Source organism: Coriobacteriia bacterium, assembly GCA_041658765.1.
Lineage (GTDB): Bacteria > Actinomycetota > Coriobacteriia > Anaerosomatales > JBAZZO01 > JBAZZO01.
The window spans coordinates 1-23246 of the sequence record JBAZZO010000003.1 but is presented as its reverse complement, the minus strand read 5'-3'; the positions used below and the strand labels follow the sequence as shown (position 1 = coordinate 23246).

Here is a 23246-nt window from a genome sequence, read left to right as displayed (position 1 = left end):
GCGTGGAGGAGGTCCGCCCGACACGCTCCGAGCTGCTCGAGCGCAAGGGGCAGATCCAGCTCGCCAAACAGGGCATGGAACTGCTCAAGCAGAAGCGCGACGCGCTGCTCATCGAGTTCATGGCGGTCATGGATGAGACCCTGCGCCTGTCGGGCAGTCTCGAACAGATGTCGCGTAACGCGCAGTTCAGCCTCACCGTCGCGAAAGCGGTCGACGGCGGCGTGACCGTGCGTTCCGCGGCGATGGCCGGCAAGGGGACGATCAAGGTCGGCATGACCGGCACGAAGATCATGGGCGTCGCCGTGCCGGTCGTGAACAAGTCCGAGAGCCCGTTGCGGACGTCGTTCACGCGTGGTTACGCCGTCACCGGCGTCTCGTCACGCATCGACGAGGCGGCCGACAAGTTCGAGAAGATCCTCGACGCCATCATCGAGTATGCGGACATCGAGACGCGGTTGAAGCGTCTCGGCGAGGAGATACAGAAGACGAGCCGACGAGTGAACGCGCTCGAACAGGTCACCATCCCGACGCTGAGCGAACAGGTCCGCGCGATCCAGATGACGCTGGACGAACGCGCACGCGAGGACCTGTTCCGCCTAAAGAAGGTCAAGAAGCAGATAGAGCGCTCGAAAGCCGCCCGCGTGGCGGCCGCGGCCGCCGGCTGATCTAATCCTGTTTACGGACGACCCCTTCGGCCTCCGAGAGCACGGCATCGGTGGGCCGGGTTCCCGCGCGCAGTTCGGCCGCGAACTCGAGAAGACGGTCGATGTCCGCGCCGCTCGCGCCGGAGAAGTGCAGGTCGTTCCACTCCGAGTGGGTGACGAACGACCACAGCTCCCCGAGCAACCAAGTCAAGCGCTCGTAGTCCGCCGGGTCCAGTGTCCGCCACCGCTCGGCCGCTCCACGCCGGAGCCGGTCGACCGCGTACTCGACCGCCCGCTCGCGGCGGAGCTCGAGCGCGCGCATTCCAATGTCCTCGTCAGTGATGTCGGGCCGCTGGCTGCTCATTCTCCGTCCCACCCCCTTGTCCGTTGGATTCGCCACGCGCGGCAGGGTTCCTGCCGCGCTGCGCTAGAATGGAGATGTCCCGTGCGTGGAAGTGTGTGGGCAGGGCGGGACACGCACCCGTGCCGCGTCAGGCGGCTTAAGAGGCTAAGGGGCCGCCGTGGAGTTCGCCGAGGTTATCGCGAAGCGGCGCAGCGTGCGCCATTTCAACCCCAAGCTCGCAGTGAGCGAGGAGGACGTCGCGGAGTTGCTGGCCGCCGCCGTCAGCGCTCCGACGGCCGGGAACATCCAGCCGTGGCGGTTCTACGTGGTCCGCTCGCTCGACACTCGCGAGCGGCTTGCCGGCGCGCTGACGCAGCGCTGGGCGACCGCGGCCCCGGTCGTGATCGTCGTGTGCGTCGACCCGCGTCCCTGCGCGGCGCGATACGGTGACCGCGGCGAGATGCTCTATGCGATACAGGACAGTGCGGCCGCCGTCGAGAACATCCTGCTCGCGGCCGTGGATCGCGGTCTCGCCTCCTGTTGGATCGGAGCGTTCGACGAGGGTGCGGTGCGCGAGGCGCTGGAGATACCCCACCCGATCGCGCCCGTGGCGATCCTGCCCGTCGGTTACTCGGCGGAGTCGGCGGGCAAGCCGTCGCGGCGGCCGCTCCAGGACGTCACGACTTGGCTGTGAGGCCGTCCGTGACCGATCTCTCTCATCCCGATCTCGAGGCCCTTGGCGGCTACATCGGCGATTGCCACCGCTGTCCCCTCGGATCCACTCGCACCCGGCTCGTCTTCGGCGTGGGAGACCCGGGCGCGCGTCTCGTCTTCGTGGGAGAGGCGCCGGGCCGCAACGAGGACCTGAAGGGTGAGCCGTTCGTGGGCGCAGCGGGGAAGCTCCTCGACGAGCTGCTCGGCAGCATCGGTCTGCGGCGGACGGAGGTCTACATCGCGAACGTGCTCAAGTGCCGTCCGCCGAACAACAGGGACCCGCTCCCGGAGGAGATCGCCACGTGCACCCCGTTCCTCGCCGAGCAGCTGCGCCTGATAGACCCCGTGGTCGTAGCGACGCTCGGTAACTTCGCGACGCGCTACATGCTCCACACGGACGCGCCGATCTCGTCGCTCAGGGGGCGGCTCTACCAGGTGGACGGGCGTCAGGTCGTGCCGATCTTCCATCCTGCGGCCGCGCTCTACTCGCCCGACAAGCGGGACGTGCTCTTCGACGACTTCAAGCGTCTACGGGTCGTGCTGGACAGGGCGCTGGGGTGAGCGGCGAGCCGCTCGTCATCGGCAGTCGCAGCGCCGAGGCGACCGAGCGTGCCGGTGAAGCGCTCGCTCGCCTGGTGGAGCCCGGCGACGTCGTCTCGCTGTGCGGGGATCTGGGCGCAGGGAAGACATGTCTGGCGAAGGGGGTCGCGCGCGGGATGGGAGTCGAGGAGCCCGTGACCAGCCCGACGTTCAACATCCTCCTGGTGCACCCCGGCCGAGCACTCACACTCTTCCACCTCGACCTGTATCGGCTCGAGGACGCGGACGAGCTCGAGGACATCGACTTCCGCGGGACGCTCGAGTCCGGCGGCGTGAGTCTGATCGAATGGGGAGATCGCTTCCCCGAGGCGCTGCCCGACGATCACCTTTCGGTCGAGATAAGCTTTGCGGGCGAGACCTCCCGCCGACTCTGCTTGCGGCCGACCGGTCCGCGGGCGATGGCGTTGGCGAGGGCGTGGGTCGCCGCCGCCGGGGACGCTGCGGGCGGTGCCGCGTGAAGCTGACCGCGGTCTTCGACACCGCGACCGAGCAGCTCGCCATCGCCGTCGGCCGGCTTCCGGAGCCTGGTGAACCTGGGGACGTCGAGATCCTCGCGGAGAGCGACCGAATGGCTCCGCGGGCGGCACTGTCGAACCTACTGCCCGGTCTGCGCGATCTCCTCGCGGAAGCGGGCCTCACGCCGGCCGACCTCGAGTGCGTCGTCGTCGGGCGGGGCCCCGGCTCGTTCACCGGCGTACGCATCGGCGTGGCGACCGCGAAGGGCCTCGCTCACGGTCTCGGGGTCCCGCTCTACGGCGTCGGCACCCTCGATGCCGTCGCGCGGGGGCTCGCCGGGAATGGCGGCATGCTCGGCATCGTCGGCGACGCCATGCGGGGAGAAGTCTATCCGGCGCTGTTCCGGCTCGAAGGCGGAGACGTCCGGCGGATCGGCGTCGATCTCGTCGAGCGGCCGCTGGAGACGGCTTCGCGTTGGGCGGCGGAGACGGACGGCGCGATGTTGCTCGCGGGGGACGGCCTCGCCAAGCACGAGGCGGTCTTTCGCGAGGCTCTGGCTGGGCGCGTCGAAGTCGTCGACCGCGAGCGGTGGTATCCGACGGGACGCGCGCTTCTCGCCGAGGCGCATGCTCGCGGCGTGGTGGCCGGGGAGGGCGAGCCCGGCGCGCTGCTCCCCATCTACACGAGACTCGCCGACGCCGAGGAGCGCGAGCCCTCCAGGCAGGCTTCCCGGGAACGTCCTCCCCAGAGCGGGGTCGCCGGTCCAGGGGCGGTGGGACCGTGAGCGTGCTGGTCAGGGAGATGACCTCGGCCGACCTCGACTCCGTGCTCAGGGTCGAGGAGTCGAGCTTCACGATGCCGTGGTCGCGGGCGTCGTTCCGCGAGGAACTCGCGCTGACCGACACGCGCTACTGGGCGGTTCTGGAGGCGGACGGACGCCTTCTCGGCTTCGGCGGGATCATGGTCCTTGATGACGAGGCTCACTTGCTGAATCTCGCCGTAGCGCCGGCGTTCCGTCGCGAGGGTCTGGCTTCGGCGCTGCTCGCGCACCTCGCCGTCGAGGCGCGCTCGCGCGGTGCGAGCAGGCTCACCCTCGAGGTGCGTCCGAGCAACGACGCCGCGGTCGCGCTCTACCGCGAGGCGGGCTTCATCACAGAGGGGATCCGCACGGGGTACTACCCCGACACGCACGAGGACGCGCTCATAATGTGGACCGGCGACCTTGCGGGACAGGAGTCGAGTGCGGCGCTCGATGCGATCTCCGCGCGGGGGGACCGCGCGCTCCTGTCTCTTGCGAAGGATTCGGCGGACCTGCCGAGAGGTGAGCTGTTGCTGGCCATCGAGACGTCGTGCGACGAGACCGCCGCGGCGGTCATGCGCGACGGCACCGACTTGCTGTCGAGCGTGGTCGCGAGCCAGGTCGACTTCCACGCACGCTTCGGCGGGGTCGTCCCGGAGATCGCGTCCCGCAAGCATACAGAGGCGATCGTCGCCGTCGTCGACGAGGCGCTCTCCCGCGCCGGGGTGCGCCTGGGCGAACTCGACGGGTTGGCCGTGACACACGGTCCAGGGCTCGTGGGCGCGCTCGTGGTCGGGGTGGCATACGCGAAGGGGCTCGCGTTCGCGACCGGGCTTCCGCTCGTGGGGGTGAACCACCTCGAGTCGCACATCTTCGCGAACCTGCTCGCCGATCCGACGGTGGCGCCGCCGCTCGTGGCGCTCCTTGTGAGCGGCGGCCACACGTCGCTCGTCCACGTGCCGGCCTGGGGCGAGTATCGCACCCTCGGCAGCACGCTCGACGATGCGGCGGGGGAGGCGTTCGACAAGGTCGCGAAGGCGCTCGGACTAGGTTATCCGGGCGGTCCGGCGATCTCGCGGCTGGCGCAGCAAGGCGACTCCGAGGCGATCCCGTTCCCGCGCGCGATGCTGCGCTCGGGTGACTTCGATTTCTCACTCTCCGGTCTCAAGACGGCCGTCGTCACGCACATCGCGAAGGAGCGTGCCGCCGGCCGTGATCTCGCCGTGGCGGACATCGCCGCCTCGTTCGAGGCGGCTGTCGTGGACGTGCAGGTGGCGAAAGCGGTGCGGGCGGCCGAGGAACTCGGCGTGCGGACGTTCTGCCTCGCCGGCGGTGTGGCCGCCAACGCTCGCTTGCGCGAGTCGCTCGCCGCCGCGCTCGGGGCCAAGGGGGTGCGCCTGAGCGTGCCGCCGCTGGATCTGTGCACCGACAACGCGGCGATGGTCGCCGCTGCCGCGCACTTCCGCCTCGCGCGCGGGGACAGGCTCCCACTCGACGCGGAGGCCGTTCCTAACCTGCGGCTTGGCCAGGATATGAGCGGCCACGTAGCAGATGTGTGACGTTTGTACGGCGCAGGTCTTGCATACGCGCGTGCGCCTCGCTACAATCCGATTCCGTTAGCAGTCACGGGGAGCGAGTGCTAACGCGTCTCGAGGAGGGGTACCTACTCATGCGTGGCGCAAGCCGATATCGCGCCCCGGAACCGGTCAGTCGAGCACGTGAAGCAGGAGGGTAGACATGGATCTCAAGCCTTTGGGCGACCGCGTGGTCGTCAAGCAGCTGGAGGCGGAGGAGCAGACCAAGTCCGGACTGTTCATCCCCGACACGGCCAAGGAGAAGCCCCAGAAGGGCAAGGTCGTGGCCGTAGGAGAGGGCAAGTGGGACGAGGACGGCAAGAAGCGCATCGCCGTGGACGTCAAGGTCGGCGACGTGGTCATCTACAGCAAGTACGGCGGGACCGAGATCAAGATCGACGGCGAGGACTACCTGATCCTTCGCGCCGACGACGTGTACGCGATCGTCAAGGGCTAGCGAAGCCCTCGACGCCTCTCTCTCACGCATCCGGAAGGAGAACACTCACTATGGCCAAGGACATCAGGTTCGACGAGGAGGCTCGACGCGGCCTCGAAGCGGGCGTCAACAAGCTCGCCGACGCGGTGAAGGTCACCCTGGGCCCCCGCGGGCGCTACGTGGTCCTCGAGAAGAAGTTCGGCGCGCCGACGATCACCAACGACGGCGTGACCATCGCCAAGGAGATCGAGCTCGACGACCCGCTCGAGAACATGGGCGCCATGCTCATCAAGGAAGTCGCTACGAAGACGAACGACGTCGCCGGTGACGGCACCACCACCGCGACGCTGCTGGCCCAGGTCATCGTCCACGAGGGCTTGCGCAACGTCGCGGCGGGCGCGAACCCGCTCGCCATCAAGCGCGGCATCGAGAAGGCCGTCGAGGCCGTCGTCGCCGAGATCAAGGGCAACGCGAAGGACATCGAGGACAAGGACGAGATCGCGCAGGTCGGTTCGATCTCAGCCGCCGACGAGACGATCGGCGCCAAGATCGCCGAGGCGATGGAGGTCGTGGGCAAGGACGGTGTCATCACCGTCGAGGAGAGCCAGACCTTCGGCATCGACATCGAGACCGTCGAGGGCATGCAGTTCGACAAGGGCTACATCTCGCCTTACATGATCACGGACCCCGACCGCATGGAGGCCGTGCTCAGCGATCCGCTCATCCTCATCGCGAACCAGAAGATCTCCAACCTGCAGGACCTGCTCCCCGTGCTCGAGAAGGTCATGCAGGCCGGCAAGCAGCTTCTCATCATCGCCGAGGACGTCGAGGGCGAGGCCCTGCCGACGCTGATCCTCAACAAGCTGCGCGGCACGTTCACGTGCGTCGCCGTCAAGGCGCCGGGCTTCGGCGACCGCCGTAAGCGGATGCTCGAGGACATCGCCATCGTCACCGGCGGCCAGGTAGTGAGCGAGGAGCTCGGCACGAAGCTCGAGAGCGTGACGCTCGAGGTGCTCGGCCGCGCGAAGACCGTCAAGATCACCAAGGAGAACACGACGATCATCGACGGCGCCGGCAAGGAAGCGGACATCAAGGGCCGGATCAACCAGATCAAGGTCGAGATCGAGAACTCCGACAGCGACTTCGACAAGGAGAAGCTGCAGGAGAGGCTCGCGAAGCTCTCCGGCGGTGTCGCCGTCATCAAGGTCGGCGCGGCCACCGAGGTCGAGCTCAAGGAGAAGAAGCACCGCATCGAGGACGCCCTCCAGGCGACCCGCGCGGCGGTCGAGGAGGGCATCGTGCCCGGCGGCGGCGTGGCTCTGACCGACGCGGCGAAGGTGCTCGACGCCCTGAAGGTCGACGAGGACGAGGCCATCGGCGTGCGGATCATCCGCAAGGCGCTCGACGAGCCGCTGAAGATGATCGCGTCGAACGCAGGATTCGAGGGCTCCGTGGTGGCCGAGAAGGTAAAGACCCTCAAGAAGGGCCACGGTCTCAACGCCGCTACCGGCGAGTACGGCGACCTAGTGAAGATGGGCGTCATCGACCCGGTCAAGGTCACCCGCTCGGCGCTGCAGAACGCGGCTTCGATCGCCGCGCTCATCCTGATCACCGAGACCACGGTCTCGGACGTCAAGGAGAAGGACAGCGGCGCCGCCGCGGCCGCGATGGGCGGCGGCATGGGCGGCGGGATGTACTAGGCCGCGTTTTCGCACCGAGAAACGCATCGAACCGAGGGCCGTCCCGCGAGGGGCGGCCCTCCGGTCGTTCTCACTCTCGCACGCGCGACCGCGAGCGGAGGGAGTGCTCAGGACAGAGTAGGTCACTGGGAAGGTATTCCTACCTGCTGCCATGGGCGGGCGAACTACGAAAGGCGGTAGTCCTGTGGCAGTTGCCCGTTGACGGTCATGCGCACGGGCTTTTCGAGTGCGCCTTTCTCGTGCATCGAACGAAACAGTTCGGGCGTGATGGTGACCAGCCGTTCTTCCGAGCCATAGATGCTGGCATAAGCGGGAAGACGCTCGAAGTCGGTCAGGCAGTCGAACCTGTCCTCGCGGGTGAACAAAAACCGCTCGGCGAGGGTGAATGCCAGGTTGTTCTGGTATCCCACCCATCTGGCATCGCCCATGCGCATCCCGCTTGGCACCTCGAACTCGCCGACCAACAACATGTTTCGGCTCAAAGGGAGAGTGGCGAGTGTATTCTTCGTCGCAGGGGCGGCACTATCGAACTCGTTGCGGGATGGTCGTGCGAACGAATAAGACACGGGATAGTCGGTGAGGATGAAGTTGGCGGGGTCGTTCACTACACGCAGCGACCAGTTGCGTTCGGCAAGCAGGGCGACCACCGGCTCCATGGACAGCAAGGTGTGCGCCAGCAGGATATGACTGTTCTCGCGGAACGGCATTTCGTAGCGGGGCGCCTCTCGCTCGGGGTCGTCAGAGCGGTTGACCTCAAGTTGAGCGAACATGTTCAGCGTGAGTTCCCCCACCACTCGCGCTTCCTCCATCTTCGCGGGCGTTCGCGCCGACAAGAGAAAGAAGGTGTGCAGCAGGAACCGCCAGTCGTCGGAGCCTCTCTCGGGTATGCGAAGGTTTTCGGACATGCTATCGAGCAGGGTGCCGAAAATCCCCTCGATGTCCGCGAACATGTGCTCCCAGCCGAGTTCGCCCTGGTACTCCTCTGGCAGCGAGCGCATGCCGGGTAGATCGGCGATGAGTGCACAGTCTTCCCTGGGGACGCGGTAGAGGTGCTTCTCGTGTGCGGCGTCGTTGACGCTCGTGCGGCGGACTTTGCCCGTCTGCTTGTCCCAAACCCATATGAGGGTGTTGCGCCCCTCGCCGTCACCGAAGCGAGACAGCAGGACACAGGGAACGTAGTGATGCTTCTTCGGTTGGTTTGACCTCGGCTTCACCGCTGCCTCCGCTCAGTCGGGGCAATTGTAGCGCCGCCATCTGACATTTCGACGGCACTGGAGCAACCCTGTCATGAGCCGCCCGCACGAATGCGGCCGTCGTGTGCGGAGGATATACTTCAGGCGAACGCATGAGCGTTCGGAGCACCGATTCTTGATCCCGGAGGGAAGCCGCATGGGTCCGGTCGCGGTGGAAGAACGGCGGTTGGGTGAGGCCACGAAGCGGTTGGTGGCCGAGTTCCACCCCGAGAAGGTGTACCTCTTCGGCTCGCGCGCGTGGGGGCGGGCGACGGAGGACAGCGACTACGACTTCGCGGTGATCGTCGCCGAGAGCGATGACACGCCGATCCGTCGGGCGCAGCGCGCACACCGGGCCCTATCGGGGCTCGAGTTCCCGACCGACATCCTCGTGAAGACACACGCCGAGTTCGAGAGGTACTCGAAGGTGCACGCCTCGATTGAGTGCCAGGTGCTCGAGGAGGGGCTTTTGCTCTATGGATGAGAAGCTGAAGGACGTCCGAGGATGAATGCGGAGCAGCTGGAACGCCTCGTTGAGGGCCACGAGACCCAAACCCTTGAGCTCAAGGAGAACATCGTCAAGCCGAGCGAGCTGGCTGACTACTTCATGCAGTTCGCGAACGCTCAGGGTGGGTTTGTGGTCTTTGGCATGACTCACGACCGACCGCCGAGGTTCAGCGGCAAGATCAAGTCCGTCGGCCAAGCAGAACTGGACAGCATCAGCCGAGCTGCTCGGGAATGCATGCGACCTCCACTCGACTTGGTGCGAGTCGAGGTCGTGCCCGACCCAGAGTCCGGAGCATACGCGATTCTCATGGAGGTGCCGGATTCTCCGACGCTTCACCAGCACATCAACGGCTCACTTGCGCGAAGACGAGGTGGCGAGCGCGAGGCGATCTACCTCGACCAAGAGCCGTCGCATGTTGCCGCGAAGACCGAAATCGAGTACGAGCTTCGCGAAGTTTCGGGCACGGCGCTGGCGGATGTCGATGAAGCTGCCGTGGGGATGTACAAGGAATCCGTCTTGGAGCGCAACCCGGACTCGCTAGTGTCGCATGCCTCCGATGAGGAGGTGCTTCGCGGGCTTGGCGCAATCGTCCGTGGTCCTGGGTCTGACGCGCTGACGGTACTCGGCGCTGTCTTTTTCGCGCGAGACCCGCAGGCGTTGGTCCCTCAGAGCAAAGTGCTCTTCGTGCAGTTCCCGGGGAAGTCGATCGCCCAGCCGGGTGCCGGCGGTGTCTATATCCACTCGGAAGAGGTCGAAGGGACAATCCCGGCGATCATCGACAGAACTGAGCGGCTCTTGACGGACAGGCTCAGCATGGCAGTGCTCGCGGATGGCTTCAGGGTGAAAAAGCTGCCCGCGGTGCCCCGCTTCGCCCTCAGAGAAGCCATTGTCAACGCACTGTGCCACCGCGACTACGCGCTGGCAGGCGGCACCGTCCATGTCCGGCTATTCGCTGATCGCATCGAGATCCAAAGCCCAGGAGGGTTGCCCTATCCGATAACGCTCGAGAACATCGTCACGGAATCCTATGCACGCAATCCGAGAACTGCAGACGTGCTGAGGGCCTTGGGGTACGTTGAGCGTCACGGCATCGGTATCGACAACATGATACGTGCCATGGACGAGGCGCATCTTCCCCGTCCGGAGTTCAAGGACGCTGCCACATCGTTCACGGTGACGTTGAGGCTCCACGCGTTTCTGGATGAGGAGGCGCACGCCTGGTTAGAGGGCCTGGGGGCGCACGGCCTTCCCGAAGATCAGCAGCGCATTCTTGTCACGGCGGCTCGCGACGGACGTGTGGTCAACTCTGACGTTCAGTCACTCAACTTCGTTGATGGGCCTGAGGCGACACGCCAGTTGCAGGCATTGGTCCGGCGCGGCTTGCTCACGCAGCATGGAACCAGAGGCGCTGCTTGTTACACCGTAGCGGGCCAGAAAGCAGTTGCGGACTTGCGCGAGCGATACTCGGAGCACGTACTCGACGAGCTCGCGTCAATACAAATCACCGTGCTCGAAGTCGTCTATCAGAGCGGGCGTGCAAAGGCGAGTGATGTCGTGGATGCGGTCGACATGGATCGCCGACACATCCAGAGAGCGCTTGCAGCGCTCGTCGAGAAGGGCATGCTTGTAAGGCACGGGAAGTCGGTTAGCGATCCCAGTGCATTCTACGAAATCAATGCCGATTACCAGCCGCCCGACTCAAGTCAGCGGAGTCTGTTCTGACGATGACGATGACGACTGCGGACCAGCTGCGGACAGGGTGCGGACAGGGTGCGGACAGGGTGCGGACCAGCTGCGGACCAGCTGCGGACCAGCTGCGGACAATTGCGGAGGACATGATGGCTAAGTACTTCGCAGACGAGTCCGCCAACTAACCAGCGCTTCGTTTACGGCGATGAATGGCCGCAACGAGCCCTTCGAAAGCGTAAAAGACGACTCTAGCCCGTCCTCCCCGTATCCTACCGCCGCTTCGCACGCACGAGTTCCGCGTAGCGCTCGAGCACGACGGCGCTCGTACGGGCGACGTCGTACGCGGCCGCAGCCTCGCGCGCACGCCCACCCATCGCCGCCCGCAGCCCCGCGTCGCTCGCGAGGCGCTCTATCGCCCCGGCGAGCGCGACCGGGTCTCCAGGCGCGACGAGCAGGCCGGTCGTGCCGTCCTCGACGGTGTCGCTCACGCCGGGCGAGACGACGCCTACGACTGGAAGGCCGGTCGCCATCGCCTCGATGACCGTGAGCGGGTGGACCTCGGTGACCGATGCCGTCGCGGCGAAGTCGGCCGCGGCGAGCACCCCCGGCATCTTCGGGTACGGTATCGCTCCGGTGAAGCGCACCTTCCCTGCGAGCCCGGTGCCGCGCGCGTACGCCTCCAGGCGCGTCCGCTCCGGCCCGTCTCCGACGAGCAGGAGAGTGAGGCCGTCCACTCGCTTCGACGCGGCACCGAAGCAGCCCAGGAGGGTGGTGATGTCCTTCTCCGGTCCGAGGCGGCCGTGATAGCACACCACCGTCTCATCGTCGCCGATGCCGAGCCCGGCTCGCGCCGCCGCGCGGTCCGCTTCGCAAAACGGGCGGGTGTCGACGCTGTTCGGCACGACCTCGACCCGTCCCGTGACGCCGGACTCTCGGAGCCAGGCTGCGATGCCGGGTGACGGCGCGATAGTGAGGTCGATCCGGGAGCAGAAACGCCGCAGGTAGCCAAGCACGTACGCGCGGCGGATCGCCTTTGGCACGAATGCCGCATAGGCGTCCGAATACAGGTCGTAGCGTGTGTGGTTCGTGAAGACGATCGGTATCGAGCGCGGCACGCATTCGCGCAGCGCGAAGCGGCCGCTCATGAACGGGTGGTGCACATGCGCGACGTCCGCGGTGCGCAGGACCTGGCGGGCGGCACGGGAGTATCCGAGGCCGAACCTGTAGCCGGTGCGCCCCCACGGGACCCCAGGCGAGCGCAGGACGTTGCGCTCCTCGTCGCGATGGTCGAGGTCGCCGAAGGTGAGGACGAAGACCTCGTGCCCGGCGGCCTCCATGGACCCCTTGTTGAGGTCGATGTGGTTCGTGACGCCGCTCTGGTGCGGTTTGTACATGTCGCAGAGCATCGCGATGCGCACGGGCATACTCCTCTGTGGCGGGTCGCGCGACCATCGAGTACAGTACCAGAGTCCATCACGTGCGAGAGGCGAGGAGCGCCTTTGTCACTCTCCATCGGCATAGTCGGGCTACCCAACGTCGGCAAGTCGACGCTGTTCACCGCGCTCACTCGCAAGAGCGTCGGCGCGTCGAACTACCCGTTCTGCACGATCGAGCCGAACGTCGGCGTCGTGCCCGTGCCCGATCCGCGCCTCGACCGTCTCGCCGAGCTCGTCCACCCCGAGCGGGTGGTCCCGGCGGTCGTCGAGTTCGTCGACATCGCGGGGCTCGTGCGCGGCGCGAGTGAGGGCGAGGGACTCGGCAACCAGTTCCTCGCGAACATCCGAGAGACCGACGCGGTGGTGGAGGTCGTGCGCTACTTCTCCGACGAGAACGTCGTGCACGTCGACGGCAAGGTCGACCCCGCGGGCGACGTCGAGACGATCAAGACGGAGCTGGTCCTCGCCGACCTCGGCACCGTCGAGAAGGCGCTGCCGCGACTCGAGAAGGAGGCGAAGCGCGACGCCGCGCTCGCCGCGAAGGTCGCGCTCGTCGGGCGAGTGGAGAAGTGGATGGGCCAGGGCCATCGTGCCGGAACGATGGAGATGACCGATGACGAGCGCGCGCTCCTGCGCGACCTCCACCTGCTCACGATGAAGCCGATGCTCTACGTCGCCAACGTCGACGAGACCGAGCTGGGCGAATCTCAAGCAACGATCGACGGCGTGGTGCCCCTGCCCATCTGCGCGAAGGTCGAGGCCGATCTCGCCGACCTCGAGCCGGACGAAGCGGTGGAATACCTCGAGGAGCTAGGTCTTCGCGAGGCGGGCCTCGACGCGCTGATCCGCGAGGCGTACCGGCTGCTGGGACTCGAGTCGTTCTTCACGGCCGGGCCGCTCGAGGCGCGTGCGTGGACCGTTCCCGCCGGCGCCAAGGCGCCGCAGGCGGCGGGCGTCATCCACACCGACTTCGAGAGAGGCTTCATCAAGGCCGAGGTCATCGCCTACGCGGACTACGACGCTCTCGGCAGCGAGGCGGCGGCGAAGGCGGCCGGGAAGCTGCGCATCGAGGGCAAGGAATACGTCGTGCGCGACGGCGACGTCATGCACTTCCGCTTCAACGTGTAGGGGCGGGGGACCGAGAGGTCCTGCGCTCAGACAGTCCTCGCCGGGGACCCTCGGCGCTTCGCGCCTCCCCCGGCTGCGGAACTCGCGCCGGACCTCCCGGTCCTCGCTACCTTCCGAGCGCCTTCGCGAGCGCCCACCCTACGGACGGTGGTAGCGTCGCGACGCCGCCGACGAGCGTCGGGCCGGTGACGCGGGAGGCGTTCAGCCCGAGCCACTCCCGCAAGCGGCCCGGCAGCGCGCGTCCATCGACGAGCAGGAGCGGGCGGCCCGTCTTCCCGGCGTAGCAGGCGGCCGCGAGCGCGGTCGGTACGTCGCGTGCGCTCGCCACGAGCGGCGAGAGCGCGCCGGGGCGCCCGAGCAGGTCGAAGAGGGCCATGCGGGTCTCGAACGCGTCGCTCCCGACGATGCGGAGCGCGGCCGGGAGCGTGGCGGCCGTCGCGGCACTCACGGCGGTCTCGTCGCCGACGACGACCGTGAGCGTGACCTCCCGGCGGTGTCGGGAGACGAACGCCGTCGCGGAGGCCGGGAGCGACCCGCCGGCGCAGAGCAGCAGTGGCGCGCGGAGGTCGGCCGCCGCGGCGGCCGCGGCGAGGGCGGTCCGTGTGTCGTCGCCGGACGCGACGACGAGCGCGCGCACCCGTCCCGTGACGGCGGAGAAAGCGTCTCCGGCGGCGATGCGCGAAGCATGCGCTCCGGCGACGCCCGCCGCCTCGGCGAGAAGCGTGGCGGGAAGCGATCCCTCGCTTCCGATCGCGACGACCTCCGTCGGCGCGATCGCCGCGAGTGCCGCCGCGGTGGCGGTGGGCAGAGCGCCGCCGCTCGTGTAGAGCAGCGGCGCGTCGAGCGCGCGGGACAGCGTCGGCGCGTCGAGCGCCGCCGTCCCGTCAGCGGACGCGAGGATCACCGTGCGCGCGCCCTCCGGCCAGCCCGAGCGCGCGAGAGCCGCGGCGGTCCCCGCGGCGCCCTCGCCGCCGATGCGGGGGAGGCGTTCGGAGAACGGCCGGCGCGCGAGGAAGCGCGTGACGCCTCCGGCGATGGCGCGAGCGAACCGGGCGCGCCACGCGGCGCTCGCGAGCAGGCGCGCGTCGGCGCGGTTGCTGACGAATCCGCATTCGACGAGCGCCGCCGGCATGTCCGCCCAGCGCACGACGTAGAAGTCGCGCGCGAACGCGCCGCGGTTGCGTGTGCCGACCCCGGCGGCGACCGCGGCCTGGACGTCGGCCGCGAGCCGTCGTCCGAGCGGGTCGCGCCGGGCGGCGTACGTCTCCGTTCCGCGCGCCGAGGGCCGGCCGCCGTTGTTGTGGACGCAGATGAAGAGATCGGCTCCGATGCGGTTCGCGACGTCGACGCGCGCCTGCAGGTCGTCGGTGGGCACCCCTTGGCGAACGCGGACGATCCCGTCGGGGAAGAGGCGCCATCCCGAGTCCCAGTGCCAGGTGGGCAGGTCGCGAAGGGAGAGTGCGGTGTCGTGGTCGCGCGTGAGGACGACGGTGTGGCCGCGGGCCCGCAGTTCGCGCGCGAGTTCGCGCGCGATCGCGAGGTTCACGTGCTCCTCGCGCAGGCCGAAGTGGTTGGAATTCGAGTAAGGACCGCCGTGGCCGGGGTCGACGACGATGGTCGCGGCGAGCGCATCGGGCGCCGTCACGAGCGATGCGATTAGCAGGACGGCGACGGTTGCTAGGTATCTGCGCATGCGTCAGACATACGCTCTTTCCCCCGCGCGCGCAAACGACCTACAATACGCATACCGAGACCGGCCCGGGCGACCGCGCCGCTCGGACTGTGCTCGCGGCTCACGTCAGACCAGGCAGTCCCCCGCTCGGCAAGTCGGGGAGACCGGGCCTGGTCTTGTGTTACCGCCGTCACGGGCGAACCTTTCGGGCCTTTAGGAGGCAGCATGGAAGTCGAGATCGGACGGGGCAAGACGGCTCGCAGGGCATACGGGTTCGACGACATCGCCATCGTGCCGTCGCGGCGCACCCGCGACCCGCGCGACGTGGACATCCACTGGGAGTTCGCGTTCGGCGGCAAGACGTTCTCGTTCCCGCTGCCGGTCCTCGCCTCCGCGATGGACGGCGTGGTGGATCCGGCTTTCGCCGTGACGATGGGCAAGCTCGGCGGACTCGCCGTCCTCAACCTCGAGGGTATTCAGACCCGTTTCGAGGACGCCGCCGCCAAGCTCGACGCAATCGCCTCCTTCCCGGACGAAGAGGCCACTCGCAAGATGCAGGAGATCTACCTCGAGCCGGTCAAGGCCGAGCTCGTCGAGAAGCGCGTCCGCGAGATAAAGGACGGCGGAGTGCTCGCGGCCGCCAGCCTCACCCCGCAGAACGTCGAGCGCTACATCGGGCCGGCGCTCGCCGGAGGCCTGGACGTCCTCGTCATCCAGGGCACGGTCGTGAGCGCCGAGCACGTCTCGAGCTACGACAAGCCACTCGACCTCAACGCGTTCATCGCCGGTCTCGACATCCCGGTCATCGTCGGCGGCTGCTGCTCCTACGCGGGCGCTCTGCACCTCATGCGCACGGGTGCGGTCGGCGTGCTGGTGGGCGTCGGTCCCGGTCACGCGTGCACCTCGCGCCGCGTGCTCGGCATCGGCGTCCCGCAGTGCACGGCCGTCGCCGACGCTGCGGCGGCGAGGATGCGCCACCTCGACGAGACGGGCACGTACTGCCACGTCATCGCCGACGGCGGCATGCGCGCCGGCGGCGACGTCGCGAAGGCGATCGCGTGCGGCGCCGATGCGGTGATGATCGGTTCGCCGCTCGCAAGCGCCTCGGAGGCGCCCGGCCGCGGCTACCACTGGGGCATGGCGACGTTCCATCCCGAGCTGCCGCGCGGCACGCGGGTGAAGGCCGGCGTGAAGGGCTCGCTCGAGGATGTCCTTCTCGGCCCCGCGCACCAGAACGACGGCACGCTCAACCTCTGCGGCGCGCTGCGAACCTCGATGGCGACATGCGGCTACGAGAACCTCAAGACGTTCCAGAAGGCCGAGGTCATGGTCGCTCCGTCGCTGCAGACCGAAGGCAAGAAGCTCCAGAACGAGCAGGGCGTGGGGATGGGCCGCTGATGCCCTCCGCGTCCGGCCCCGAGGCGCAGCCGGAGACGGTGCTCGTCGTCGACTTCGGCGCGCAGTACGCGCAGCTCATCGCGCGCCGGGTGCGTGAGTGCAAGGTCTACTCGGAGATAGTCCCGCACGACATCACGATCGAGGACCTGCGTGCGCGCAAGCCGGCGGCGCTCATCCTGTCGGGCGGTCCGGCGAGCGTGTACGCCGACGGTGCGCCCAAGATGGACCCGCGCATCTACGACCTCGGCGTGCCGATCCTCGGGCTCTGCTACGGCGCGCAGCTCATGGCGCTCGATCTCGGCGGCGCCGTTCCCAAGACCGACGTCGGCGAGTACGGTTTCGCGCGCCTGTCGGTGCTCGCCGAGGACAGCGCGATCTTCGACGGCCTGCCGCTCGAGCAGCAGGTGTGGATGAGCCATCGCGACTCGGTGGGCACGCCGCCTCCCGGTTTCCGCATCAGTGCTCGCACGGAGACCACCGGCGTCGCGGCGATGGAGGACCCCTCGCGGCGCCTGTACGCGACGCAGTTCCATCCCGAGGTCGCCCACACGCCGCACGGCATGGACATGCTCAGGCGGTTCCTGCACGACGTGGCGGGCATCGCGCCGACGTGGACGATGGTCAACATCATCGACGACGCCGTCGCGCGCATCCGCGAGCGCGTCGGCGGCGCGCGCGTGATATGCGCGCTCTCGGGCGGGGTCGACTCGTCGGTGGTCGCCGCGCTGGTCTTCCGAGCGGTCGGCGACCAGCTGACGTGCGTCTTCGTCGACCACGGGCTGCTGCGCCTCGACGAGGCGGACGAGGTCGTACGCGTCTTCCGCGACCAGTTCCACATCCCGCTCGTCCACGTGCAGGCGCAGGAGCGCTACCTTTCGCTGCTCGCGGGTGTGAACGACCCCGAGCTCAAGCGGCGGATCATCGGCGAGGAGTTCTGGCAGGTCTTCTTCGAGGAGGCGACGAAGCTCGAAGGCGTCGCGTTCCTCGCGCAGGGCACGCTCTACCCCGACGTCATCGAATCCGGCGGGCGCAAGGGCAAGGCCACCGCGAAGATCAAGAGCCACCACAACCTCATCCCGTTCCCCGCGGGCGTGCATTTCGACCTCATCGAGCCGCTCGACCACCTCTTCAAGGACGAGGTGCGCGCGGTCGGCGCCGAGTTGGGCCTGCCGGACGAGATCGTCCACCGGCAGCCTTTCCCCGGCCCCGGGCTCGCGGTGCGCATCATCGGCGACATCACCGAGGAGAAGCTCGAGATGCTGCGCCGCGCCGACGCGATCGTGCGCGAGGAGATAGGCCGCTGGGACGAGGGCCGAGAGGTCTGGCAGTACTTCGCGGTGCTGCCCGACATCCGCTCCGTCGGCGTGATGGGAGACGAGCGGACGTACGCGCGCCCGATCATCATCCGCGCGGTCGCCTCGGCGGACGCGATGACGGCCGACTGGGCGCGGCTCCCGCACGACCTGCTCGCGCTCATGAGCAACCGCATCATCAACGAGGTGCCCGGCATCAACCGGGTCGCATACGACATCACGAGCAAGCCGCCGGGCACGATCGAGTGGGAGTGAGGCGTCATGGCTGAGCAGACCGACGAGGCACGGGAGAACATCGCGCGGCTGCGCGAGGGGATCGACGACATCGACCGGCGCATCGTCGCGCTGCTCAACGAGCGCGCGAAGCTGGCGCTCGCCATCCGCGACCTCAAGCCGGCCGTCAACTGGTCGCTGTACGACCCCAAGCGCGAGGAGGAGATCTTCGAGAACCTCACGCGCAGCAACGACGGGCCGCTCTTCGCCGACGGCCTGCGAGAGATCTACGAGGCGGTCCTCCACGTGATGAAGGAGCTGTGACGGCGATGACGGAGGCATGCGCCATCGGCGCCGTCACGAGGTCCGGCCCGATATCGATCATCGCCGGGCCGTGCTCCATCGAGAGCCGCGAGCAGATCATGGAGGTCGCCGCGGTCGCGGCCGAGTGCGGCGTGCGTATCCTGCGCGGCGGCGCGTACAAGCCGCGTACCTCGCCGTACTCGTTCCAGGGCCTCGAGGAGGAGGGTCTGAAGTACCTCGCCGAGGCGGGCGAGCGCTACGGCCTGCTCACCGTCACCGAGGTCGTCGACTCCGCCCACGCGGAGCTCGTCGACTCCTACATCGACATCCTGCAGGTCGGCACGCGGAACATGGCGAACTTCTCGCTCCTGAAGAAGCTCGGGAAGGTCACATCCGAGTCGGGCAAGCCGGTCTTCTTCAAGCGCGGCATGGCGGCGACGATCGAGGAATGGCTCGGCGCGAGCGAGTACATCACGTACCAGGGCAACGAGAACGTCATCCTGTGCGAGCGCGGCATCCGCACGTTCGAGACCTCCACGCGCTTCACGCTCGACATCACCGCCGTCCCCGTCGTGCACAAGCTGTCGAACCTGCCGATCGTGGTGGACGCCTCGCACGCGGTCGGCCACGCCGACATGGTGCCCGCCGTCTGCCGCGCGGCTGTGGCGATCGGCGCCGACGGTCTCATGGTCGAGGCGCATCCGGACCCCCGCAAGGCGCTCTCCGACGGGCAGCAGTCGCTCGACCTGCCCGGCCTGCGCGCGCTCGTCGCGGACCTCGCCCCGTTCGCCGCGGCCGTCGGGCGCGAACTGGCGTAGCGGGCCGGAGCAGCCGCCCGGGACGGGGTCCGCGGCTCAGACAGTCCTCGCCGGGGGCCCTGGCGCTTCGCGCCCTCCCCGGCTGCGGAACTCGCCGCCCGACCCCGTCCCGGGCGGCTACGCGCGGCATCGGCTCCTGGTGCGTGTCAGCCAGACCCTTGTTAGCCACCCATGCCGACGTTTGAGAGATATGGACGACTGCGACGCGATCGCCGCGAAGCTCAACTCACGGCCGAGGAAGCGATACGGCTACCGGACACCGGAGGAATGCTATGCACGATCGTAGGAAGGCGCTCAGGAAGGCTCAGTGTTGCGATTCAAACTTGAAGTCACGCTCACCTGCGGTCAGTCCGCGTCGCCATCCGCCTGCTTCTTGCTGGCATGGTCCAGCATCTGCGCCACGTTCACGGCCGGGATGAGAATACGACCAACAGGACTTGCGGCGGAGAGTTCTGCATACATGGTGCGCACTGTCCCGATGAGTACAGTAACGCCGTTGTAGATGAGCAACGGCTCCCAGTCGTCGGGATGCTCTCGCTTCAGAACCGCCGTATCGAAGAATCCGGCGATGACTACACTGCCCTTGAAACCCGCCGCCTCGAACTGAGATTCTTCCCGGTTTACGTCGACCGTGAGCTGGACGGCCATGTCGTCTTCAGCCTCGTCCGATTGAAGCACGGCGATATCGATCGCGAGATTCAAGTCCGTCTTCTCGAAAGTGCCCGCGCCTGGATTGACCTCGAAGTAGGTCTTCATCGCCCTGAAGTCATTCAACTTTAGGATTGAGTCGATGTTCGAGCTCATACAGCTATCCGTTCTGCTTGAGCCACACGTCCTCGTAGCGCATCACTGATCTGCTTGGTCTGGCGGTACCCTGCGACGTTCTTGCTGCCATCCGCCACGTACAAGCGAGCGGGGCGGAATCCGCACGGGGCGAGTCCCGGTACGAGGTCACAGCCGAGAGCGGTCGCGACCTCGACCATGGTGCGCAGCGTGGGGCTTGAGGCGTGCTGCATCAGCTGCGAAACGCGCGCACGTGAAACACCCAGCTTGCGGGCGAGGTCCGCTTGGGAAATGCCTTGGTCGGCCATCAGGCGCGCAACATCATTGGTGAACGCGCTGGCAGCCAGCTCGTGCTTGTACTCGAGCTGAGCGCTTTCGTCATCAATGAGCTCATTGAGATCGTCAAGCAGACTAGTCGACATATTTCTCGCCATCCCCTAGGAACTCGTCTATCGATGCCTTGACCGACTTCATCGTGTCGTTGAACTGCTGGTCGTTCTCCGTCTTGTCTTCAATTCGAACGATTACGTATCCGCTTTCTGTATAGGCTGCGTATGCCCTGCATGCTCGTGGATGGTGGACCTTGTACTCACACAATCGGAGGTTCCGGTGTTTGTGCTCATCCAACCAGCGAAACAGTTCCTGGTTCGGAGGGGGTCCGTTCTGGTCAATGTCACGGATTCGCGCCAGCATCGTTGGCGCAGTCTCGCGGTTCTTCTTGAGGTACTTCTTGGGTTGGCACTGACCGGAACTGGTAACAAGCATCCATGTTCGATCGCCTACCTTCTGAGCCTCCACGCCGGTCCAATCTGTACTTACCGCGATAACGACTATGTAAACAAATATGTTGACACTTGTCCAGGACCTATTGCCATTGTGATCCTAGCGGACACCTCTGACATGTGTAGCAGGTTGGGGCTAACTTGCTTCGGCTTCACCTGCGAGTGAAGCGAGTCTGGTGGAAGCCGGGGTTAGAGACACAACCCCCTGTGTATGGACTACACAACGATGTTCGCCAAATGACGTCAGTCTCCCCCGCACAAGTCGACCCAACTGCTAAGAGAATCTGGCCTGACCTCGATTCCGTCCAGGCGTCGGAGAATACGCTGCGGCAGATTGCTCACGGCGGGCTCGATATCCCCGTCGAGCCAACACAGACCGGCGTACAACATGGACTCGGCAGAATGGTGCAGCCTGAGGATAGTGCCCCGTGCCAGCGCTGCCGCGGCTAGTGACTCCTCATCGAGCACTTCCTGTGAAGGAGCGAACGCTGCGACGACACACCGCGATACACCTGCTGCGGCGCATTCCCTCACGATGCGAGTCACCTCTGCCGCGCTGACGGGCTTCGTTCTGACTTCGACACTCAGGAGAACCGCCCCGTCCTCGACGGCGACGACATCTCCGGGGTAGTGACGAGACGGGTCGTTGATGCGCGCGGTAACCACCTCACGAAAAGCGCAGTCCATGATTCCCGCAACGACTGCTTGGGCGCGCTTGCCGCCTTCGCTCTCCTCTGCCAGGAAGGTCTGCATCGCTCGAACAAGGCGGTCCAAGCTCAAGACAGCCCCGCCGACTACGGGAATCACCGTCATCTCGGTTGCCTGCAATCGTTGGCGTACGAACGCGGCCAGTGCCAGCGCAGCGCCGTCGGCGTCGAGGGCATCCACCCGGGTGAGTGTCTCCTTCAGTCGCTCGAGCGCCTCCGGATACCTGACACGCTCGATCTCGCTCACGTGGTTGTACCGGAAGAACGGCTGATTGTTGAGCGGCTCGGGACCACGATTGCGGATGTCGATGTGCTCCTCGATCAGTCGGGGCACCAACACCCGGTGCGCCAAGCCGCGTGCAGAGTATGCCCGCGCTCCGTAGTCCTCCTTGATGGAGAGAGGGTCAAGGTGTGGGTCGATCGCCTTCGCGAGAAGTGCTGTGCCGAGAAACGGAGTGAACGTTTTGTAGGGCTCCGCAGCGACATCGCGCGCGCAGTCAATCCACTCGCTAGGAAGGGGCTCGTCCGAACGAGCAAGGCGGAGGGCAATAGTGAGCTTGCTGCTAGCCCGCGAGTAGTCCAACGGTCTCCCTTTCGCACGCGCGGGCCGCGAGCCGGACCGGCTCTAGCAGTCCCATCTGCTCCATTAACGCGCGAATGACCGCCTTTCCGAGTTCGAGTGGTACTGCGTTGCCAATCTGCCGCTGTGCTGAAGTCCTATCCGCGGAGACGGCGAAGCCGTCGGGGAAGGTCATGAGCCGCAACAGCTCAGGCACTCGCAGCCGACGCGCCCTCTCCTGACTGTTCGGATTCTCTAGGTTCTCCCAATGGAAAGGTCCTACCCAGGGACCCGGCTGGGCCTGAATGGTGGAAGAGGGACGATTGGGTGCGAGACGAAGGAGAAACGTCCAATAGCGCGTCCGCCACTTGAACACGTTCTGTCCACCAAATCGGTCTGTGTGCCACAGGTAGTTCTGACCGGGAGGAACGCTCGCGAGCAACTCGGCGAACTCGCCTTCCGCAAGCTCGCCTGGCTCCGGGATGTCAGGCAGACCGTTGAACGCCTGACTTGCTGTCACGTAGGGCAACCGATCAGGATGCGAGTAGTCTTGCCGCTCGCTCAAGCCGCCGTGTGTCGGCGCTGGGAATCGGAAAGCAACGCCGTCGCGGCGTCCGACAACGAAGACCCGCTTGCGCAACTGAGGAACACCGTAGTCTGCAGCCAGAAGGACCTTCCACTGAGGGTTGTAGCCTAGATCTGTCAGTTGCGTTATGAGTCGACCGAACTGCCTTTGATGAGTCCGATATGTGAGTCCCTGCACATTCTCCAGCACGAAGGCCGCCGGACGCGTGTCATGAACGACACGAACGTACTCGTCAAGGAGCGACGCGTCGGGATCAGCACTGTTGCGCTTCTCCTCTATCCAGAACCCTGACTTGGAGAACGGCGTGCACGGGGGTCCGCCGACAACAAGGGTGGCGTCACCGGGAGCCAGACCGCCCGCGCTGAGCAGGTCGTCCGAGGGCATCTCGCGGATGTTCCCCACAAGCGTCGGGGTGTCGGCGAAGTTGGCGCAAAACGCCTCAAGCGCCACGTCGCAGTAGTCAGTGGCGATTGCCACGGTGAGCGGACTTGGAGTGCCGTCCTGTACCAGGGGAGGCTCAGCGCAACGATGCACCGCGAGATCCAGGCCGCCTGCACCGGAGAACAGGCTGATGACGGGGTGGCTCAATGATGCTCCTTCGCTAGTGCCGGAGTGGGTAGTGCCACAATCTGCGCCACACCCAGACTATCGCACGGGGGTATGACATTGGCCACGCCGCTCAGCCAGTGTCACTGCCGTCAAGATGCGGGGTCGACACCTGTTGTCTCTAGTCACTATGAGATGGCCGGTCCGATCCGTGTATACGTGGATCGTCCGCGGGAATTCGGCCCGCGGCGCCGACAGACGGAGGGACCGGCCATGGACCAGCTTACCCACATCGGGCTCGACGTGC

The 23246-nt window shown here is 66.6% G+C and carries 24 protein-coding genes; 15 read left to right on the top strand and 9 right to left on the bottom strand.

Going from position 1 to position 23246, the window contains the following annotated elements:
- Positions 1-2: 2 nt before the first annotated feature.
- Complete coding sequence (locus WC971_02590) at positions 3-665, top strand: V-type ATP synthase subunit D (protein ID MFA5843702.1); 663 nt, start codon at positions 3-5, stop codon at positions 663-665.
- A gap of 1 nt (position 666) precedes the next feature.
- Here WC971_02590 and WC971_02585 read toward each other — a convergent pair whose 3' ends face one another.
- Complete coding sequence (locus WC971_02585) at positions 667-1008, bottom strand: hypothetical protein (GenBank protein ID MFA5843701.1); 342 nt, start codon at positions 1006-1008, stop codon at positions 667-669.
- Positions 1009-1165: 157 nt separating this feature from the next.
- Between WC971_02585 and WC971_02580 the strand changes: the two genes are divergently transcribed.
- The 7 genes from WC971_02580 to groL all read left to right on the top strand — a co-directional run bounded on the left by WC971_02580 (position 1166) and on the right by groL (position 7266).
- On the top strand, positions 1166-1681 hold the full coding sequence (locus WC971_02580; protein MFA5843700.1) for a nitroreductase family protein: 516 nt from the start codon (positions 1166-1168) through the stop codon (positions 1679-1681).
- An 8-nt stretch (positions 1682-1689) separates the two neighbouring features.
- Positions 1690-2262, top strand: coding sequence for a uracil-DNA glycosylase (locus WC971_02575; GenBank protein ID MFA5843699.1), 573 nt, complete (start codon positions 1690-1692; stop codon positions 2260-2262).
- Positions 2259-2759: a tRNA (adenosine(37)-N6)-threonylcarbamoyltransferase complex ATPase subunit type 1 TsaE gene (tsaE, locus tag WC971_02570; GenBank protein MFA5843698.1), complete on the top strand. Its 501-nt coding sequence runs from the start codon at positions 2259-2261 to the stop codon at positions 2757-2759. The genes WC971_02575 and tsaE overlap by 4 nt, the downstream gene beginning before the upstream one ends.
- The gene (gene tsaB, locus WC971_02565) at positions 2756-3541 is read left to right on the top strand and encodes a tRNA (adenosine(37)-N6)-threonylcarbamoyltransferase complex dimerization subunit type 1 TsaB (GenBank protein ID MFA5843697.1); all 786 of its coding nucleotides are present in this window, start codon (positions 2756-2758) and stop codon (positions 3539-3541) included. The genes tsaE and tsaB overlap by 4 nt, the downstream gene beginning before the upstream one ends.
- Positions 3538-5115, top strand: a complete 1578-nt coding sequence (gene tsaD / locus WC971_02560) for a tRNA (adenosine(37)-N6)-threonylcarbamoyltransferase complex transferase subunit TsaD (GenBank protein MFA5843696.1) — start codon at positions 3538-3540, stop codon at positions 5113-5115. Before tsaB ends, tsaD begins: the two co-directional genes overlap by 4 nt.
- Before the next feature lie 178 nt (positions 5116-5293).
- A complete protein-coding gene (groES, locus tag WC971_02555; protein ID MFA5843695.1) occupies positions 5294-5587 on the top strand; it encodes a co-chaperone GroES in 294 nt (97 codons plus the stop codon).
- 50 nt (positions 5588-5637) lie between these two features.
- Complete coding sequence (gene groL / locus WC971_02550) at positions 5638-7266, top strand: chaperonin GroEL (GenBank protein MFA5843694.1); 1629 nt, start codon at positions 5638-5640, stop codon at positions 7264-7266.
- 164 nt (positions 7267-7430) lie between these two features.
- Here groL and WC971_02545 read toward each other — a convergent pair whose 3' ends face one another.
- On the bottom strand, positions 7431-8480 hold the full coding sequence (locus WC971_02545; GenBank protein MFA5843693.1) for a DUF4238 domain-containing protein: 1050 nt from the start codon (positions 8478-8480) through the stop codon (positions 7431-7433).
- A 175-nt stretch (positions 8481-8655) separates the two neighbouring features.
- Here WC971_02545 and WC971_02540 point away from each other — a divergent pair, with 175 nt between their 5' ends.
- Positions 8656-8982 (top strand): nucleotidyltransferase domain-containing protein, encoded by a 327-nt coding sequence (locus WC971_02540; protein MFA5843692.1) that lies wholly within the window; start codon positions 8656-8658, stop codon positions 8980-8982.
- A 21-nt stretch (positions 8983-9003) separates the two neighbouring features.
- A complete protein-coding gene (locus WC971_02535) occupies positions 9004-10728 on the top strand; it encodes an ATP-binding protein (GenBank protein ID MFA5843691.1) in 1725 nt (574 codons plus the stop codon).
- A 236-nt stretch (positions 10729-10964) separates the two neighbouring features.
- On the opposite strand, the gene WC971_02530 is transcribed toward WC971_02535, so the two are convergent.
- Positions 10965-12113 carry a glycosyltransferase gene (locus WC971_02530; GenBank protein ID MFA5843690.1) on the bottom strand — a complete coding sequence of 383 codons (1149 nt, stop codon included), beginning with the start codon at positions 12111-12113 and terminating at the stop codon, positions 10965-10967.
- Positions 12114-12194: 81 nt separating this feature from the next.
- Between WC971_02530 and ychF the strand changes: the two genes are divergently transcribed.
- A complete protein-coding gene (ychF, locus tag WC971_02525; protein ID MFA5843689.1) occupies positions 12195-13259 on the top strand; it encodes a redox-regulated ATPase YchF in 1065 nt (354 codons plus the stop codon).
- 106 nt (positions 13260-13365) lie between these two features.
- On the opposite strand, the gene WC971_02520 is transcribed toward ychF, so the two are convergent.
- Entirely contained in the window at positions 13366-14952 is a 1587-nt protein-coding gene (locus WC971_02520) for an N-acetylmuramoyl-L-alanine amidase (GenBank protein MFA5843688.1), read from the bottom strand.
- Positions 14953-15156: 204 nt separating this feature from the next.
- On the opposite strand from WC971_02520, the gene WC971_02515 reads away from it, so the two are divergent.
- From WC971_02515 to aroF, 4 genes are read left to right on the top strand one after another with little or no spacing between them, the layout of a single operon-like run.
- A complete protein-coding gene (locus WC971_02515; GenBank protein MFA5843687.1) occupies positions 15157-16329 on the top strand; it encodes a GuaB3 family IMP dehydrogenase-related protein in 1173 nt (390 codons plus the stop codon).
- On the top strand, positions 16329-17897 hold the full coding sequence (gene guaA / locus WC971_02510; GenBank protein MFA5843686.1) for a glutamine-hydrolyzing GMP synthase: 1569 nt from the start codon (positions 16329-16331) through the stop codon (positions 17895-17897). Before WC971_02515 ends, guaA begins: the two co-directional genes overlap by 1 nt.
- Positions 17898-17903: 6 nt before the next feature.
- The gene (locus WC971_02505; protein MFA5843685.1) at positions 17904-18179 is read left to right on the top strand and encodes a chorismate mutase; all 276 of its coding nucleotides are present in this window, start codon (positions 17904-17906) and stop codon (positions 18177-18179) included.
- A gap of 5 nt (positions 18180-18184) precedes the next feature.
- Complete coding sequence (aroF, locus tag WC971_02500) at positions 18185-18976, top strand: 3-deoxy-7-phosphoheptulonate synthase (GenBank protein ID MFA5843684.1); 792 nt, start codon at positions 18185-18187, stop codon at positions 18974-18976.
- Between the two features lie 345 nt (positions 18977-19321).
- Here aroF and WC971_02495 read toward each other — a convergent pair whose 3' ends face one another.
- The 5 genes from WC971_02495 to WC971_02475 form a co-directional block, all read right to left on the bottom strand.
- Positions 19322-19780 carry a hypothetical protein gene (locus WC971_02495; protein MFA5843683.1) on the bottom strand — a complete coding sequence of 153 codons (459 nt, stop codon included), beginning with the start codon at positions 19778-19780 and terminating at the stop codon, positions 19322-19324.
- Complete coding sequence (locus WC971_02490; protein ID MFA5843682.1) at positions 19777-20181, bottom strand: helix-turn-helix transcriptional regulator; 405 nt, start codon at positions 20179-20181, stop codon at positions 19777-19779. The genes WC971_02495 and WC971_02490 overlap by 4 nt, the downstream gene beginning before the upstream one ends.
- On the bottom strand, positions 20171-20557 hold the full coding sequence (locus WC971_02485; protein MFA5843681.1) for a hypothetical protein: 387 nt from the start codon (positions 20555-20557) through the stop codon (positions 20171-20173). The genes WC971_02490 and WC971_02485 overlap by 11 nt, the downstream gene beginning before the upstream one ends.
- 227 nt (positions 20558-20784) lie before the next feature.
- Entirely contained in the window at positions 20785-21831 is a 1047-nt protein-coding gene (locus tag WC971_02480) for a restriction endonuclease, SacI family (GenBank protein ID MFA5843680.1), read from the bottom strand.
- Complete coding sequence (locus WC971_02475; protein ID MFA5843679.1) at positions 21812-22981, bottom strand: DNA cytosine methyltransferase; 1170 nt, start codon at positions 22979-22981, stop codon at positions 21812-21814. Before WC971_02475 ends, WC971_02480 begins: the two co-directional genes overlap by 20 nt.
- Positions 22982-23246 lie beyond the last annotated feature (265 nt).

Bases quoted from the DNA above. Each gene is read 5' to 3' on its own strand.
- WC971_02585 (MFA5843701.1), bottom strand. From the start codon at position 1,008: ATGAGCAGCCAGCGGCCCGACATCACTGACGAGGACATTGGAATGCGC.
- groES (MFA5843695.1), top strand. From the start codon at position 5,294: ATGGATCTCAAGCCTTTGGGCGACCGCGTGGTCGTCAAGCAGCTGGAG.
- groL (MFA5843694.1), top strand. From the start codon at position 5,638: ATGGCCAAGGACATCAGGTTCGACGAGGAGGCTCGACGCGGCCTCGAA.
- WC971_02540 (MFA5843692.1), top strand. From the start codon at position 8,656: ATGGGTCCGGTCGCGGTGGAAGAACGGCGGTTGGGTGAGGCCACGAAG.
- WC971_02535 (MFA5843691.1), top strand. From the start codon at position 9,004: ATGAATGCGGAGCAGCTGGAACGCCTCGTTGAGGGCCACGAGACCCAA.
- WC971_02520 (MFA5843688.1), bottom strand. From the start codon at position 14,952: ATGCGCAGATACCTAGCAACCGTCGCCGTCCTGCTAATCGCATCGCTC.
- WC971_02515 (MFA5843687.1), top strand. From the start codon at position 15,157: ATGGAAGTCGAGATCGGACGGGGCAAGACGGCTCGCAGGGCATACGGG.
- guaA (MFA5843686.1), top strand. From the start codon at position 16,329: ATGCCCTCCGCGTCCGGCCCCGAGGCGCAGCCGGAGACGGTGCTCGTC.
- WC971_02505 (MFA5843685.1), top strand. From the start codon at position 17,904: ATGGCTGAGCAGACCGACGAGGCACGGGAGAACATCGCGCGGCTGCGC.
- aroF (MFA5843684.1), top strand. From the start codon at position 18,185: ATGACGGAGGCATGCGCCATCGGCGCCGTCACGAGGTCCGGCCCGATA.
- WC971_02495 (MFA5843683.1), bottom strand. From the start codon at position 19,780: ATGAGCTCGAACATCGACTCAATCCTAAAGTTGAATGACTTCAGGGCG.
- WC971_02490 (MFA5843682.1), bottom strand. From the start codon at position 20,181: ATGTCGACTAGTCTGCTTGACGATCTCAATGAGCTCATTGATGACGAA.